Here is a 16,054-nt window from a genome sequence, read left to right on the forward strand (position 1 = left end):
GTAACTCGATTATCTCAGCTAATTCTCAAATGAACCTGCAATACAAACTTGCCGTAGCCCTCTTGACCACCGCCTGGATGACCGCAGGCATCTGCGCCCAGCACACCTCCACCGAGCCGGCATCAGGCAATGCCCCGCAAAGCGGAATCAAGAAGGCCGTGCACGCAAAGAAGCAGGGCAAGCGTACCAAGGTCGCCCGTGCACGCAAGAACACCGCAGTCGCGCGTGATGGCGATGCAGAAGTGCTCGCCCAAGTGCTAGGTTCCGATAGCAGGAATCCGTTGTGGGGGAAGCCTCAGCAGTAAGGGGAGCTTGTTGGCACATGAGCTGCGTGACGCGGCCGGGGCAAGCTGCAGATTCCGCCGCAAAGAAAACACTACGAAAACCTTGAGATGCTTCGGCGCAGCGGCCACCGCTTTAATTGCGTTTTGCATATTGACCGTTGGCGCGTCGAAGGCGGCGTCAACGGATGATGAGGCGACGGCTAGCATCACTTCGTACAACCACACGCCCGACTACATCCACCAGTTCTACGTGGATGGGACCTGGGGGGGCAACTCGTTCGCCTACGGCGGCGGTGGAAGTTTCGTTTGTTGCGTCGCATACCCCAAGAATTGGCACCCCGGCCTAACCGCCAAGGTGAAATGGACTACCTCCAGTTCTGATCCGAACGCGGAGGGTGATGCTGCGAAGGAGCACTGGCACGAGGCTGTCGTTTCGATCGACAGGTATGAGGACGAAGCCGACACATTGAATGTGCACTTCCTGCCTGAAGGAAAGGTCCGGCTCATTATTTCGAATAAGGGGCCGGGCCAGCGTAATTATCCTGGGCCACCTTACCCTGTTAAGCCGGCAGATTTCCATTTTGAGCCAAGCCGACGTGCAGCGCGTGAGGCTGAACAGCGCGCCCGAGCGCAAGCGGCGGGACGGGCGCGGCTTCAAGAGGAGATGCGCGCGTTGAAGAATGCATCGCCACCCCCTCAAGCGCCGGCAGAGCCGATACCACTTTTGCCCGACGATATCGCGCCCGGTGTGAAGCGAGACGCGACGACACCACCTGGCTACCACCATATCCAAGGGTGATTCATATACCGCAGTGCGCTCGGCCGCCGTCGGAATCGGACAACCAATATCTCGTGCTGAACGGTCTTCTTTGCCTCTCCAAACGACAGGTTGCATGCGCCGCATAGCGACAGCGTTAGCGTTTTTCGTTGTGGCCCAGCGCCCCGCATCAGCTGCCGACGCCGTTGCGATTTCGCTCGATCAACTCACCAACGCCACAATCGAAATACGGGGCAGCGACATCTACTACGAGTTGCGAGCTCCGGCCGGCATTCGCAACGCAACAATTGCCACTGAAACTGAAAAGGCATCAGGTGAACGCTCCAGAATGGCTCTATCGCGTTAGAGGCGCCAAGCTTGAACCGCTACTCGACATCGATGATGGACCGTCTGGCGTGTTGAAAACTACGTGCAATGGCATGCCGGATCTTATGACGAGTGCGCGCGTCAGCATGGGCGAGCATTACGTGACCTACTACCGCTATGACGGCACGCAGTACCAATCTGCGTATGCCTACACCGCGATGGGCGTTGGCACAGACGGCAACGGCAATGATTTGGTGATTGCGCAGGGTGGGCAAGTTACGCCGGCGGTTTGCCGGTAGATCAAGACTTACGGGAGGGCGCCTTTACCCCCCCGTCCGCTGCTTCTGCAACATCGCCAACTGCGTCGCCAGGTAATTGCTCGTATTGGTCATACTCGCCACCACCTTCGACAGCGCATTGAACTGCGTGTAATACAGCGCCTGCTTGGCATCGAGCTGCTTCTGCATCAGATCAATCTGCTTGCCGAGCGAGGTGATGGAGCTATTGATGGCGTCGGTGGCGTTCTGCACCATGCCGTTGTTCGACAGCAAGTTGCCCGACACGGTATGCAGTTGCGCGGCGTAGCCACGCTGCACGGTGACGGTGCCACGGTCGCCCAACGCACCGCCGGTCACTTGCACCGTCAGGCCATCGATGGCCGATCCACTGGCGCCGTACAGGTTCTGGCCCGAACCCGTTGCGGCCGCGCCGTTGATGGTGCCTTGTACATCCCGTCCGGCCGTGGCCGTTGGGCTGCCGCCCAGCAGCGATGCGGCACCATTCCCCGACACCGACACCGTCGATACCGAGCCGTATTGCTTGTCGGTGAGCGTCAGCACGCCGTTGGCATCGGTGCCGATGGCGACTTCCACCTTGGCTCTCTGCAGGTCGGGCGAGGCGTTGATCTGGCTCTGGATTTGCGCGGCCAGGCTCGACGCGGTGTAGCTGCCGGCCGGCACCTGGATGTTGGTCGTGATGCCGCTGAGCGTGACCGACAGGCTGTCGTTCACGCCGCTCTGGATGGTCGTGTTGGCCGCCGCCGAGCCCTTGAGCGAGCCCTGCGTTGCCAGCTGAGTCACGTTGACGGCATAGCTGCCGGCTTGCGTGGTGGTTGAAAACGACGAGACCTTCAATAGCGAATCCGTCGCCGTGCCCGTGCCGGCAAACAGCGCCGCCACCTGGCTGGGCGATTTCTTAAGCGCCGCCGTGAGCTTCGCGTCGTCAATCGACAGCGTGCCTTCCTTGTCCATCGTCACGCCAATGCTGCCCAGCGACTGGAACGCGCCGTTGCCGATGCCCTGGCCCAGCACGTCGGTCAGCTGGTTGATCATCGCCTTGGTGCTGACATCGCCGGCCAGCGCGCCGTTGTTGGCGGCATTGGCGGTGTCGAACTTGGTCAACGCGTTGAGCTGGATGCGCAGCGCGTTGTACGCCTTGACGAAGTTCAGCACCGACTGGCTGGCCTGGCCGGCGTCGCTGCCGACCGTGACCGTCGTGCTGCCCGTCTTGGCCAGCGTGAACGAGGTTCCGTCTACCACGTCCGTCAGCGTATTGGTGGCGCTTTGCACGCTGATGCCGTTGACGGTGGCCATGGCGTTGCGGCCCGTCGCGACCTCGCTCATGTTCTGCGTGCCGGCCGGATCGTGGCTCAGCAAGGATTGCAGTGTCGAGTCGCCCGAGACGGCAATCTTCATTTCCGAATTGGCGCCGCCCGTGGTGGACGTCAGCACCAGCCGGTAGGGCGAATTGCTGCCGTCGTTGACGATGCTGGCCGAAACGCCCAGGTTGGCGTTGTTGATCGCGTCGCGGATGCCGGCGAGCGTGTTGTTCGACGGGTCGATGGTGATCGAGCCGCCGGCCTGGTTGCCGTTCTGCGTGAAGGTGGCGCCGGTGTACTTGCCGTCGGCAAAGCTGCCGCCCGAGACACTGCCGAATGAAAACGTGAGCGTGGTGGGCGTGCCGCCGCCGATGGGCGTCTTGCTTGACGCCTGCCCGGCTGCCGACAGCACCTGCGCCTGCGCAAGCTGCGTCACGTTGACTTGATACGTGCCGGCCGGCGCCGTGTTGGACAGCGAAGCCGTGAGGATCGACGTATCGTGCCCGCTGGCCTTGTTGCCGGTGAACGTGTCCGGATTGTTCAGGGCCGCCATGGCTGTCTGGAAGGTCGCCAGCGCGCTTTTGAGCGAGCCGACCGCCGACAACTGCGTCTGAAACGCCTTCTGCTGCGTCTGCCGCAGCGTCATACCCTTGCTTTCCGCCTGGATCAGCTTCGTGACAAGGCTGTTGACGTCGATGTTCGTACCGATACCCGGAACGGAGATCGGCGGAATGTAGTTATTGCTCGTGGACGAAGTGGCCATGGTCGGACGCGCGCAAACGCTTTCTTCACAATCTCCACAATGTGACGGCAGCGTTGCGCAGTTCTTTAGGGCAAACCCTGCTCCGGCAGCGATTGGGTTCCGTTTTGCTCAGGAAAGCGAAAGGTTTGCCGGCGCCACATCGGCCTGTGGGGGCAGCGCCGGCGGCTTCCACCAAGCTGGAAACCGCCGCGCGCCACGCTAGACCGTCGCGCCTTCCTTGCTCGGATCGACCTGCTTGCCGCGCGCCAGCACCGGCACCAAGGCCGCGCCGGTATGGCTCGCCGGCACGCGCGTCAACGCCTCCGGCCCGCAAGCCGCGACGATCGTGCCGCCTTCGTCGCCGCCTTCGGGGCCGAGATCGAGAATCCAATCCGCCTCGGCAATCACGTCGAGGTCGTGTTCGATCACGATCACGCTGTGGCCGCCGTCCGCCAGGCGATGCAGCACGCGGATCAGCTTGGCCACGTCGGCCATGTGCAGGCCCACGGTCGGCTCGTCCAAAACGTACAGCGTGTGGGGCGCCTTCTGGCCGCGGCGCGTCACGTCGTCGCGCACCTTGGACAACTCGGTGACAAGCTTGATGCGCTGCGCCTCGCCGCCGGACAGCGTGGGCGACGGCTGGCCCAGCGTCAGGTAGCCGAGGCCGACGTCCTTCATCAACTGCAGCGGGTGGGCGATGCTGTTCATCGCGCCGAAGAACTCGACCGCTTCGTCGATCTCCATGGTCAGCACATCGCCGATGTTCTTGCCGCGCCAGGTGACGGCCAGCGTTTCTGCATTGAAGCGCTGACCGTGGCAGACGTCGCAGCCGACCTTCACGTCGGGCAGGAAGCTCATGGCGATGGTGCGCACGCCCTGGCCTTCACAGGCGGGGCAACGGCCGTCGCCGGTGTTGAACGAGAAGCGCGACGCGGTGTAGCCGCGTGCCCGCGCCTCCAACGTGTCGGCAAAGAGCTTGCGGATGGTGTCCCACACGCCGATGTACGTGGCCGGGCAGGAGCGCGGCGTCTTGCCGATGGGCGTCTGGTCGACCTCAAGCACCCGGTCGATGGTTTCCCAGCCGGTGACGCTGTCACAGCCGTGCCAGTCGTGTTTGACGTCGAGCTTGCGCGGCATCTTGGTGTCAGGCACCTCAGCCTGCGCGGCCTTGCGTGCACGGCGCGTTGCCGGCGAAGACAGCACCGAACGGCCCACTGCATCGAGCAGGTTCGTCATCAACACATCGCGCGCCAGCGTCGATTTGCCCGAGCCCGACACGCCCGTAATCGCCACGAGGCGCGACAGCGGCATCGTCGCGGTCACGTTGCGCAGGTTGTGCAGCTTGGCGCCGTGCACCGTCAGCCACTGCTCGGGCACCGCTTGTGCGCCCGTACGGGGAGCAACCACCTGGCGGCGCGGCTGCAGCGGATGCTCGATCGGCTGCGACAGGAACCGGCCCGTGAGTGAATCCGGCTGCGCGGCCAGATCCTGCACCCCACCTTGCGCGACGAGCGTGCCGCCGCGCTTGCCGGCGCCTGGGCCGATATCGATGATGTGGTCGGCGCGGCGGATGGTGTCTTCGTCATGCTCAACCACCACCAGCGTGTTGCCCTTGTCGCCCAGCTTGCGCAATGCGTCCAGCAGGATCTGGTTGTCGCGCGGATGCAGGCCGATGGTCGGCTCATCCAGCACGTAGCAGACGCCTTGCAGGTTGCTGCCGAGTTGCGCCGCCAGGCGAATACGCTGCGCTTCACCGCCAGACAGGCTCGGTGCGGCGCGGTCCAGGCTCAGGTAGCCCAGGCCGACTTCCTCCAGGAACGACAGGCGGCTGTGAATCTCGGCCACCACGTCGCGGGCGATGTCGGCGTCGCGGCCGGTTAGGTCCAGGCCTTCGACCCAGCGGCGGGTCTGGCTGACCGTCCACTGCGCAATGTCGACGATGGGCTTGTCGGCAAAGGTCACCGCGCGCGCCGTCGGGTTCAGGCGTGTGCCGTGGCAGTCCGGGCAGGGCAGGTCGGTCATGCCTTCCGGATCGACTTCCTCCGACGGCAGCGTCTGCTCGCGGCCGCGATCGTCTCCGCCGAGGACGGTGTCGTCAAACGCGGCACGCTGCTCGCGCGTGAGCGCCAACCCGGTGCCGACGCAGCTCGGACACCAGCCGTGCTTGCTGTTGTACGAGAACATGCGCGGATCCAGCTCGGGGTAGCTGGTGCCGCAGGTCGAGCACGCCCGCTTGGTCGAAAACACCTTCACATTGCCGACATGCGCCGTACCGCCGTTGTGCATGGCGTGCTGCAGGCCGTCGAGCGGCGCGAGCACGTGCATGATGCCCTTGCCGTATTCCAGCGCCTGCTCCAGCAGCGCACGCAGCGCGGCTTCGTTTTCCGGCGAGACAACAAGGTCGCCCACCGGCAGTTCCAGCGTGTGCTCGCGGAAGCGGTCCAGGCGCGGCCATGGGTCGACGCTCAGGAATTCGCCGTCGACGCGCAGATGCGTATAGCCGCGCGCCTTGGCCCATTTGGCCAGGTCGGTGTAGACGCCCTTGCGGTTCACGACCAGCGGCGCGAGCAGGCCGATGTGCTGACCGCGATGGTCGCGCATGAGCTGGGCAAAGATCGCCTCCGGGCTTTGCGCCGACACCGGCGTGCCGTCGTGGATGCAGTGCTGCACGCCCAGCTTCACGTACAGCAGGCGCAGGAAGTGCCACACCTCGGACGTCGTCGCCACCGTGCTCTTGCGGCCGCCGCGCGACAGGCGCTGCTCGATGGCCACGGTGGGCGGAATGCCGTACACGGCATCGACTTCCGGCCGCCCCGCGGGCTGCACGATCGAACGTGCATACGCGTTGAGCGATTCAAGATAGCGCCGCTGCCCTTCGTGGAAGAGGATGTCGAACGCCAGCGTCGACTTGCCTGAACCCGACACGCCCGTCACCACGTTGAACTTGCCGTGCGGAATATCGACGTTCAGGCCCTTGAGGTTGTGCTCGTGTGCGTGGACGATGCGCACGACGTTTTCGCCCTGGACTTCCGCCAGCGCCGCACGCTTGGCGCGGCGGTCGGCCAGTGCTGTCTGCAGCGGTACGCCTTCGATGGCTTCCGGCTGGCCGACGCTGGCTTCGTATTGTTTGAGCGCGGCGCCGGTGTGCGATGCAGCGCAGCCTTTGACCTGCGCAGGTGTGCCGGCGCAGACCAGCAGGCCGCCGGCGTCGCCGCCTTCGGGGCCGAGGTCGATGATCCAATCCGCCGCGCGCACCACGTCGAGGTTGTGTTCGATCACGATCAGCGAATGCCCGGCGTCGAGCAGCTTGCCGAACGCGCGCATCAGCTTGGCGATGTCGTCAAAGTGCAGACCGGTGGTCGGCTCGTCGAACATGAACAGGCGGCCTGCGTTGGCCGGCACGTCCTGCTTCACGCGCTTGCGCGCCGCGGCCTGGGCGGCCTGTGCGGCTTCGGCCAGGAAGCCCGCCAGCTTCAGGCGTTGCGCCTCGCCGCCGGAGAGCGTCGGCACCGGCTGGCCAAGCTTCACGTATTCCAGGCCCACGTCGACGATCGGTTGCAGCACGCGCAGCACGTCGGCGTCATCGGCGAACACGCTGGCGGCTTCGCTCACCGTCAGTTCCAGCACATCGGCCACCGACAATGCGCGGCCGGCGCGCGGCAGCTTCACTTCCAGGATTTCGGCGCGATAGCGCGTGCCGTCGCAATCCGGGCAGCGCAGGTAGATGTCGGACAGGAACTGCATCTCGACGTGCTCGAAACCCGAGCCGCCGCAGGTCGGGCAACGGCCGTCGCCCGAGTTGAAGCTGAACGTGCCCGCCGTGTAGCCGCGCTGCAGCGCCATCGGCGCCTTGGCGAACAGCTTGCGGATTTCATCGAACGCGCCAACGTAGCTGGCCGGGTTCGAACGCGCGGTCTTGCCGATCGGGGACTGGTCGACGAACACCACGTCGCTGACCTGATCAGCACCGCGTAGTGCGCGGAATGCGCCGGGCGATTCGGTTGCCTTGCCGAAGTGCCGTGCCAGCGCGGGGTGCAGCACATCCTGGATCAAGGTCGATTTGCCCGAGCCCGACACGCCGGTCACGCACACCAGGCGCTGCAGCGGAATTTCGACCGTGACATCGCGCAGGTTGTGTTCCGCCGCGCCTTCGAGCACCAGCTGCGGCGTGGCGTCATTGACGGGGCGCGCTTGCCAGTCGGTCGCATCGGCCACGCGGCGCTGGCCCGACAGATACGCGCCCGTGAGTGTGTCCGCCTGGCGGATCGACGTCGGCGTACCGTCGAAGACGATGTTGCCGCCACGCTCGCCCGGGCCGGGACCCATGTCGATCAGGCGGTCGGCTGCCAACATCACCGAAGGATCGTGCTCGACCACCACCAGCGTGTTGCCGGCGTCGCGCAGGCGGTGCATGGCTTGGACAATCCGGTCCAGATCGCGTGGGTGCAGGCCGATGCTCGGTTCATCCAGCACGAAGAGCGTATTGACGAGCGACGTGCCGAGCGCCGTCGTCAGGTTGATCCGCTGCACTTCGCCGCCCGAGAGGGTGCGGCTCTGGCGATCCAGCGTCAGGTAGCCGATACCGACGTCGCACAGATACGCCAGGCGCGTGCGCACCTCGTCCAGCAGCAGCTTGAGCGCGTCGTCGAGCAGGGTGGAGGGCAGCGTCAGCTCATCGAAGAAACGGCGGATGCGCTCGATCGGCAGCAGCATCAGGTCGTGCACGGTCAGCCCGGGCACGGCTTCGAGCTGGGCGCGGTTCCAGGCCACGCCGCGCGGCATGAAGCGGTGTTCGGGCGCCAGCACGGCATCTGCGTTTTCCTTGGTGCCGAGGCGCCATTGCATCGACTCGGTTTTCAGTCGTGCACCGCCGCAGGTCTCACACGTCGTGTAGCTGCGGTACTTGGAGAGCAGCACGCGGATGTGCATCTTGTACGCCTTCGACTCCAGGTAGTCGAAGAAGCGGCGCACGCCGTACCACTGCTTGTTCCAGCCGCCACGCTTGAAAGCCGGGTCGCCATTGATGACCCAGTTGCGCTGGGCTTCGGTCATCTCCGCCCACGGCGTGCCGCGCGGGATGTCGGCTGCGGCGGCGTAGCGCATCAGATCGTCCTGACACTCCTTCCAGGCAGGCGTCTGCATCGGCTTGATGGCGCCGTCGCGCAGGGTCTTGCGCTCGTCCGGAATCACCAGCCCCAGATCGACGCCGATGACGCGGCCGAAACCGCGGCAGGCATCGCACGCGCCGTAAGCGGAATTGAACGAGAAGAGCGCGGGTTGCGGGTCTGCGTAACGCAGGTCGCTTTCGGGGCAGTGCAGGCCGGTGGAAAAGCGCCAGATCGTGGGCTCCGCACCTTCCTCTGCAGGCAAAACGTAGACGCTGACACGTCCGCCACCGCGCTTGAGCGACGACTCGATGGCCTCCAGCGCGCGGGCACGCTCGGTGCCCTGCAGGCGGAAGCGGTCGGCCACCACGTCCAGCAGCTTGCGCTTGCCCGTGGACGACTCGACCACGCGCTCGGCCTGCACGCGCGTATAGCCGCTGACCGACAACCACTGCGTGACTTCTTCGGGGCTCGTATTGGCGGGCAGCTCGACGGGAAACGTCACCACCAGGCGCGGATCGCCCTCGCGCGTGCGCGAGAGCAACTCGTCGTAGATGGTTTCCGGTGTGTCGTGCCGCACCGGCAGCGCCGTGTCGCGGTCGAACAGCTGGGCGGCGCGCGCAAACAGCAGCTTCAGGTGATCGTTCAGCTCCGTCATCGTGCCGACCGTCGAGCGCGAACTGCGCACCGGGTTGGTCTGGTCGATGGCGATGGCGGGCGGCACGCCTTCGACGTGCTCGACCTGCGGCCGGTCCATGCGGTCGAGGAACTGGCGCGCGTAGGCGCTGAAGGTCTCGACGTAGCGGCGCTGGCCTTCGGCGTAGAGCGTGTCGAAAACGAGGCTGGACTTGCCGGACCCCGACGGGCCGGTCACGACGGTCATTTCGCCCGTGCGCAGGTCCAGATCGAGGTTCTTGAGATTGTGCTGACGGGCTCCGCGCAGGCGAATGACACCGGAGGACATGGAGGGCGTTCCTTGGAGCTTGGAGGTAAGGGGGAATGCCGGCGCGGTTGAACCATTGGCAGCTGCGCCGGCAATCAGAATTCGAGCCGTAAACTGTAGCGGATTATGAAGATCCGGTTCGTCTACGAAACGAGTCGCGGGCGGGAGCGTAACGCAGGGCTCCTGACAGCGTTTTGTCAGGAGGTTTCAGCGGAGCAGGAAAAAGAGTGGAGTGACGCTTGTGTCACCCCCGCGGCTGGGCGGTCAGCCTACCTCGCGCCCGTAAGAAGCTTGGTTGGCCGGCAGGTCGAAGCCCGTGGGGCCGGGCTTGCGCGGCACAAAACGATGGTGCTCGACCACGCCACCCTTGACGATGACGACCGTCTCTTCGGGGATCTCGGCCCAGGCGCCAGGCAAGTCGACAAGCGGCTCTGACAGCACAAGAAACGCGCCGTCGCCTGCGTCTTCAATTGCGGCGCTGTCAGGATAGAGCTGGTGCAGATGCTTGAACGATGTGCTGTGAAAGAGGGAGCGCGATTCGCCCTCGCTGGAATAGCGCGCTGCCACGATCTGGACGCCGTCCGTTGCGCAGACCGTCATGTTCAGTGGGTATTCGACGCCGTGGCGGCGGCCGATGTCTTCGATCAGCCCGACCATTTGTTCGAGAGCGCCGCGCGGGTCGCGGTCGAGCCCGAACGACAGCGCCAGGAAAAACATGACTTCGGAGTCGGTCGAACCCTCGATCCAGCGGAACAACTCCGGCGCCACTTCCATCATCAGCGCGCGGCGCAGCATCGGATATTCGCGGATGAGCCCGTTGTGCGCAAAAAGCCACCGGCCGTAGCGGAACGGATGGCAATTGGTCTCTTGTGCCGGGGTGTCGGTGGCCGCTCGCACGTGGGCGATGAACATCGACGAGCGGATGGCGCGGGCGGCTTCACGCAGGTTGGTGTCGTTCCACGCGGGGTGCAGGCAGCGGTATCGGAAGGGCACTTCAGAGTAGCGGCCGTACCAGCCGATGCCGAAACCGTCGCCGTTGGTGGTCGTCTCGCCGCCGAGGCGGGAGCGCAGACTTTGGTCGATCAACGAGTGCCGCGGCCGGAACAGCACTGTCTCCATCTGAATGGGATTGCCAGAATACGCCAGCCAGCGACACATGATGCGTTTGCCTGTAAGGGATGCCTTGAAAGGTGAGTCTATGCAATGCGTTTGCGAATGCACAAGAAAATCCCGACCCTCATCCGGCCATGGGATGGGTGCTTTTTCGGTCTTGACGGCTCGGTCCATCGTCCATTTTCTTGGTGTCGTCTCGCACAATATGAAGTTCGCGAATCCGCATGGGGACGGCGCAGCGGGCCTCTGCGAGGGTGGCGCGGACTTTCTGGGCGAGCGTCCAACGCATGTCCCAGAAGTGCTCCGTCCGTGCCCAGACGCGCAGATTCAACACGGCAATACTGTCGTCAAAACGCATCACCATGGCCAGCGGCGCCGGGTCCGCCAGCACCTGCGGTTCATTGGCGGCCAGCGTTTGGAGTGCCTCAAGCGCACGCGGAATATCGTCTTGGAGCGAGACCTCGGTCTCCAGATCCAGCCGGCGGGTCGGGTTGCGCGTGTAGTTGCGCACGGAATGGCTCCACAGCGCGCTGTTCGGTACGTATTCGCAGATGCCGTCGGGCTTGGTCAGGCGCGTCATGAACAGGCTGACTTCTTCCACCGTGCCGGCAACTTCACCGCCGCCGCCATCGATGTAATCGCCCACCCGGAAGGGCCGCAGCGCGAGCAGCATGATGCCCGCCGCAATGTTCTGCAGCGTGCCCTGCAGCGCCAGCCCGATGGCAAGGCCCGCCGCGCCCAGTACGGCAATGATGCTGGCCGTTTCAATGCCCAGCCGGGACAGCGCCCCGACAATGGCAAGAATCCGGATGCCCCAGACGGCGATGTCGCACAGGATGGGCGTGAGCGTGGCGTCGACGCGGGTCTGGCCGCTGGCCAGCCGGGTGAGCCACCGGCCGATGCGTTTGGAGATCCACCAGCCGAGAAACAGGATGAGCATCGCCGCGCACAGGCTGACGGCCAGGCGGCTGAAGGCGTCCCAGATGAAGTTCAGGCGTTCGGGATGAAGGTGCGAGAGAAAGTCTTCCATGGTCGAGTGAATCTGGGCGGGCAGGAATCTGGAGCGATGCGCTCCGTACGCCTGTCGCAGGCCGCAGTATTGGTGGGCAGGCTCGCGGGCAATGGCCCCGAGCCGATGCATCGACCACTGGGATGAGGGTTTGGCTGCGTTTTGGAACCGAAAGTAACAAACGCGCCTTGGTCAAATTGACGCAGAAGGAGGCGGCGTCGGTTTGGATCCGGAAGGAAGGGCCGAGTGCACTCAGGTGCGCAAGCGCTTCGAGCAAGACTTTGCCGCCCGCCGATGAGCTCGGACGGGGCGGCGTCAGACGATCGGGGAAGGTTGTGGCCTTACTCCTCGACCTCGCTACGCACCATCAACACTGGCTTGTTGGTCTTGCGCACCACGCCTTCGGCCACGCTGCCGAGCACCAAATGCCTGAGCCCGCGTCGGCCATGTGTGCCGAGCACGATCAGGTCGGCGGCGGTCTCGTTGGCTTCCGCGACGATCGTTGCCGAGATCTGCCCCGGCGCAATGGATTTTTCGAGCAACTTGGTCGAATGCTTGACGCCTGCTGCGTCGAGCTTTTTCGAAACCTCGGCGAGCGTGTCCCGGCCGTAATTGACGACCTGGTTGGCGTAGGCAATCGAGTCCGCGCCGACCATGTCGAAGGTGATGTCGCTGCTGTCGGCAACGAAGAGGGCTTCGACTTCGGCGCCCGTTGCCTTGCTGACCACAATGGCCTGGTGCAGCGCGAGATAGGACGCGTGGCTGCCGTCGACGGCGAGCAGGATTCGCTGGTACATGGTGGTCTCCAAGGCGTTGCGCAGTACGGCACCGCGTGTAACCAGCGTAGACAGCGTGGCGGCGGGGCTGTTGATGCGCGTCAAAGGTCTTTCGACGCCACCTGCAGGACGGCAGCGCCCGCCACGCGACCGGCGCGGAGGTCTTCCAAGGCGGTGTTGGCATCTTGCAGCCGATAGGGTGTGACGTGAACCTGCAAGGGAACCTCTGCGGCGATGCGCATGAGGGCGAGTCCATCGGCGCGCGTCAGGTTCGCCACCGATACAAGCTTGCGTTCTTCCCATAGCAACCGGTACGGAAACGCCGGGATGTCGCTCATGTGGATGCCGCCGCAGACCACCGAGCCGCCCTTGACCACGGCTTGCAGCGCCTGCGGCACGAGCGCGCCGATGGGCGCGAAGATCAGCGCGGCGTCAAGCGGTTCTGGGGCGGGCGCGTCGCTTGCGCCTGCCCAGCTGGCGCCGGTGTCGAGCGCAAGTTGCTGGGCTGCTGTGTCGCCGGCGCGGGTGAAGGCGAAGACTTCGCGCTGCTCTGCCACGGCAATCTGCGTGATGAGGTGAGCCGCCGCACCAAAGCCGTAGATGCCGATCCGGCGCGCATTGCCGGCCATGCGCAGCGTCCGGTAGCCGATCAGCCCGGCACAGAGCAGCGGCGCGGCGTGGGCATCGTCGTACCGCGCTGGAATCGGCAGGCAGTATCGCGCGTCGCAGACGACGTATTGGGCATACCCGCCGTCGCGCGTATAGCCGGTGAAGGCAGGGTGGTCGCACAGGTTTTCGCGGCCGTGCAGGCAGTACGGGCAGACGCCGCATGTCCAGCCAAGCCACGGCACGCCGACGCGCTCGCCTGGAGCGGGTGTTGTCACGCCTTCGCCGCATGACTCGACGATGCCTACGATTTCGTGACCGGGAATCAGGGATGGTTTCGGGGCGGTCAGTTCGCCGTCCACGATATGCAGATCGGTACGGCAGACACCACATACCGAAACGGCGATCCGGACTTCTCCCGGCCCAGGGGCGGGCAGCGGCACTTCACGCCAGCTCAACGGCTTTCCGGCGCCTTCCATCACCATGGCCTGCATCGATTCAGACATCGCTGTCTCCGAGATTGGCGTGTCTGATCAGTATGGGTCAGCACCACGGAACGGCTGCCCGACAGTCGACCGTCGACTGCGCCAGATCAACCGAAAAGCGTTGCCGCGCGCAATACTGAACGGGTGCAATGCAACGCGTCCGTGTCCACGAAATGTCTTCACTGCTGTCTTTCTCGGTTGCCTTGGGCGTGGGCCTGGCGATCGGCCTTGAGCGCGAGCGTAGTCATGCCGGCAGCACCGAGCTCCCAGCGGGCATGCGAACGTTTGCGATCGGGGCGCTGGCAGGCGCCATTGCGGCAAGCCTGCCAATACCGTTTGCCGTGCCCACGGTGTTGCTGGCCATCGCGGTGTTGGCAGCGATGGGGTATCACCATTCGGCCAATGTTGACCCTGGTGTGACGACGGAGCTCGCGCTTGTGGCGACCACGCTGCTGGGCGCCTATGCCGTGACCGAGCCGGAAATGACGGCCGGCCTGGGCACGGTCCTTCTTGTTCTGCTCTATGCCAAAGCCGGTTTGCATCGGTTTGCCCGCACGGTCATCACCCAGCGTGAACTGGCCGATCTGCTGATCCTTGCCGTGGCGGCATTGCTGATCTGGCCCGCCGTTCCAGACCGGAACCTCGGGCCGCTGAACGCCTGGAACCCGCATACGCTGTGGCTCGTTGTGCTGCTTGTCATGCTGACCGGCAACATGGGCCACTTTGCGGCGCGAGGGTTTGGAGAGCGCCTCGGTCTGCCGCTGGCCGGCTTGTTCAGCGGGTTTGCCTCGAGTGTGGCAACGATCACGACGATGGCGGCACGGGCGCGGCAAGACCGTCGCCCAGTTGACGGCGCAGTTGCCGCCGCGCTGCTCTCCAACGTTGCCACGCTGGTGCAGATGCTGCTGCTGATTGCCGCCATCAGCATCGACTTGTTGCGCGTGCTGGCGGCCCCGCTGGCGGTGGCCATGGTGGTGACCGTGGCATGGTCCGCCCTATGGATATGGCGCGGCAGCGAGCCGCTTCAGGCGGCGCCCGAGGACGCAGCGTCCGCCATCAACTGGCGCATCGCGATCGGTTTTGCGCTGTGGACGGCGGCCTTGCTGCTTGCCGCGGCCGCCGCGCGCATGTGGTTCGGGACGGCAGCGGTCGTGGCCGTCACGGTCTTCGGTGCGTTTGCCGATGTCCATGCCGCCACCGCTTCCATCGCAACGCAGGCGGCAAGCCACACGCTGCAAATATCGACGGCGGGCGCGCTCGTGATGCTTGCGCTGACGGCCAACACTTTCTCGAAGGTTGTCGTGGCCGTCAGCGGAGGCCGGGCATTTGCCGGCAAGGTCACCGCCGGTCTGCTGACCATGCTGCTGGCCAGCTGGGCGGTGTTCTGGTTGGTTGCCTGATCAATCCCGCCCGATGCCCAGCACCCAGTAGAGCGGGCACATGCGGACGAGGCCGGTCACCAGGGGGATCAGACCCACCCAGCCGACCCACGCGGGCACCTTGCCAAAGAACGCCAGCAGAATCATGGCGACGCCGATCAAGATGCGGACGGCGCGGTCCGCGGTTCCAACATTGGTGAACATGGCAGTGCTCCTGGATAACAGTGAGTGAAGCCTTAGAGAATCAAATCGGACGGCGCATGGTGGCGGGGCGCGGTCGCGTTGTCGCGGCCGAGAATGCCGGCGAGCAACGTCCATTCGCCGCCGATCGCGCGGATGGTGTCGTCCAGGCTGAGCATGCCCACCAGCCGTTGCTGACGATCGACCACGCCTAGACGGTGCAGGCCGTGGCTCAGCATCGAGCGGAGGGCTTCACTGATCACGGCGTCATCGTGGATGGTCAGGAGGCCGCGCGTCATGACTTCGGAGACGGCGGTGTGGGTGCAGTCGCTTTGGCTGGCAATGCCGTGCACCACCATGTCGCGGTCTGTCACGATGCCGACCACCCGTGAACCTCCAACGGCTTGTTCCGTGACAAGCAGCGCCCGGGCGCTTTCGTCGCGCATCAGCCGGGCGGCTTGCTGCAGCGTCGCCGTCGCCTGGACGTGGACGATGCGGTGGGAACAGATCTCGTCGACCCTCATGCTGAACTCCGATGCGCGTACGTTTTCACTATAAGAACGGGCCGGTGTCAGAAGTTGATCCCGCACAAGGTGCCGTGAGCTTTCCAGAACTGCACCCGAGAGGCAGCGGATAGCGCACGAGTCTATCGAGCGCGGCGCGCAAGCCCTTGAGGCAGATCAATTGGCATTGCCTGAGGCGCCGGCAAGCCAAACGCTGATGTAAATCAAGGGCTGATCCGCATGGTGGT

At 64.7% G+C, this 16,054-nt stretch carries 13 protein-coding genes; 5 read left to right on the forward strand and 8 right to left on the reverse strand.

Annotation, left to right across the window (positions count from 1 at the left end):
- Nucleotides 1-29 precede the first annotated feature (29 nt).
- The 4 genes from R2669_RS00795 to R2669_RS00810 all read left to right on the forward strand — a co-directional run bounded on the left by R2669_RS00795 (nucleotide 30) and on the right by R2669_RS00810 (nucleotide 1,667).
- Nucleotides 30-305 carry a hypothetical protein gene (locus tag R2669_RS00795; protein WP_316891129.1) on the forward strand — a complete coding sequence of 92 codons (276 nt, stop codon included), beginning with the start codon at nucleotides 30-32 and terminating at the stop codon, nucleotides 303-305.
- Between the two features lie 10 nt (nucleotides 306-315).
- Complete coding sequence (locus tag R2669_RS00800; RefSeq protein ID WP_316897988.1) at nucleotides 316-1,083, forward strand: DUF3304 domain-containing protein; 768 nt, start codon at nucleotides 316-318, stop codon at nucleotides 1,081-1,083.
- A 94-nt stretch (nucleotides 1,084-1,177) separates the two neighbouring features.
- Nucleotides 1,178-1,408, forward strand: a complete 231-nt coding sequence (locus R2669_RS00805) for a hypothetical protein (RefSeq protein ID WP_316891131.1) — start codon at nucleotides 1,178-1,180, stop codon at nucleotides 1,406-1,408.
- Between the two features lie 73 nt (nucleotides 1,409-1,481).
- The gene (locus R2669_RS00810) at nucleotides 1,482-1,667 is read left to right on the forward strand and encodes a hypothetical protein (protein ID WP_316891132.1); all 186 of its coding nucleotides are present in this window, start codon (nucleotides 1,482-1,484) and stop codon (nucleotides 1,665-1,667) included.
- Between the two features lie 24 nt (nucleotides 1,668-1,691).
- Here the strand turns inward: R2669_RS00810 and fliD are convergent, their stop codons facing one another.
- From fliD to R2669_RS00840, 6 genes are all read right to left on the reverse strand, one after another.
- Complete coding sequence (fliD, locus tag R2669_RS00815) at nucleotides 1,692-3,728, reverse strand: flagellar filament capping protein FliD (protein ID WP_316897989.1); 2,037 nt, start codon at nucleotides 3,726-3,728, stop codon at nucleotides 1,692-1,694.
- 198 nt (nucleotides 3,729-3,926) lie between these two features.
- The gene (uvrA, locus tag R2669_RS00820; protein ID WP_316897990.1) at nucleotides 3,927-9,776 is read right to left on the reverse strand and encodes an excinuclease ABC subunit UvrA; all 5,850 of its coding nucleotides are present in this window, start codon (nucleotides 9,774-9,776) and stop codon (nucleotides 3,927-3,929) included.
- A 243-nt stretch (nucleotides 9,777-10,019) separates the two neighbouring features.
- Nucleotides 10,020-10,913: a class II glutamine amidotransferase gene (locus R2669_RS00825; protein WP_147217081.1), complete on the reverse strand. Its 894-nt coding sequence runs from the start codon at nucleotides 10,911-10,913 to the stop codon at nucleotides 10,020-10,022.
- A 79-nt stretch (nucleotides 10,914-10,992) separates the two neighbouring features.
- Nucleotides 10,993-11,898 carry a mechanosensitive ion channel family protein gene (locus tag R2669_RS00830; protein ID WP_316899029.1) on the reverse strand — a complete coding sequence of 302 codons (906 nt, stop codon included), beginning with the start codon at nucleotides 11,896-11,898 and terminating at the stop codon, nucleotides 10,993-10,995.
- Nucleotides 11,899-12,218: 320 nt separating this feature from the next.
- Complete coding sequence (locus tag R2669_RS00835; RefSeq protein ID WP_316899031.1) at nucleotides 12,219-12,674, reverse strand: universal stress protein; 456 nt, start codon at nucleotides 12,672-12,674, stop codon at nucleotides 12,219-12,221.
- 80 nt (nucleotides 12,675-12,754) lie between these two features.
- Nucleotides 12,755-13,765: a zinc-dependent alcohol dehydrogenase family protein gene (locus R2669_RS00840; RefSeq protein ID WP_316897991.1), complete on the reverse strand. Its 1,011-nt coding sequence runs from the start codon at nucleotides 13,763-13,765 to the stop codon at nucleotides 12,755-12,757.
- A 152-nt stretch (nucleotides 13,766-13,917) separates the two neighbouring features.
- On the opposite strand from R2669_RS00840, the gene R2669_RS00845 reads away from it, so the two are divergent.
- Nucleotides 13,918-15,144, forward strand: coding sequence for an MgtC/SapB family protein (locus R2669_RS00845; RefSeq protein WP_316897993.1), 1,227 nt, complete (start codon nucleotides 13,918-13,920; stop codon nucleotides 15,142-15,144).
- On the opposite strand, the gene R2669_RS00850 is transcribed toward R2669_RS00845, so the two are convergent.
- Together R2669_RS00850 and R2669_RS00855 are read right to left on the reverse strand one after the other, a co-directional pair.
- A complete protein-coding gene (locus tag R2669_RS00850; protein ID WP_147217076.1) occupies nucleotides 15,145-15,327 on the reverse strand; it encodes a YgaP family membrane protein in 183 nt (60 codons plus the stop codon).
- Between the two features lie 32 nt (nucleotides 15,328-15,359).
- The gene (locus tag R2669_RS00855; protein WP_316897994.1) at nucleotides 15,360-15,827 is read right to left on the reverse strand and encodes a CBS domain-containing protein; all 468 of its coding nucleotides are present in this window, start codon (nucleotides 15,825-15,827) and stop codon (nucleotides 15,360-15,362) included.
- Nucleotides 15,828-16,054 lie beyond the last annotated feature (227 nt).

The organism is Ralstonia edaphi, assembly GCF_958350185.1.
Lineage (GTDB): Bacteria > Pseudomonadota > Gammaproteobacteria > Burkholderiales > Burkholderiaceae > Ralstonia > Ralstonia edaphi.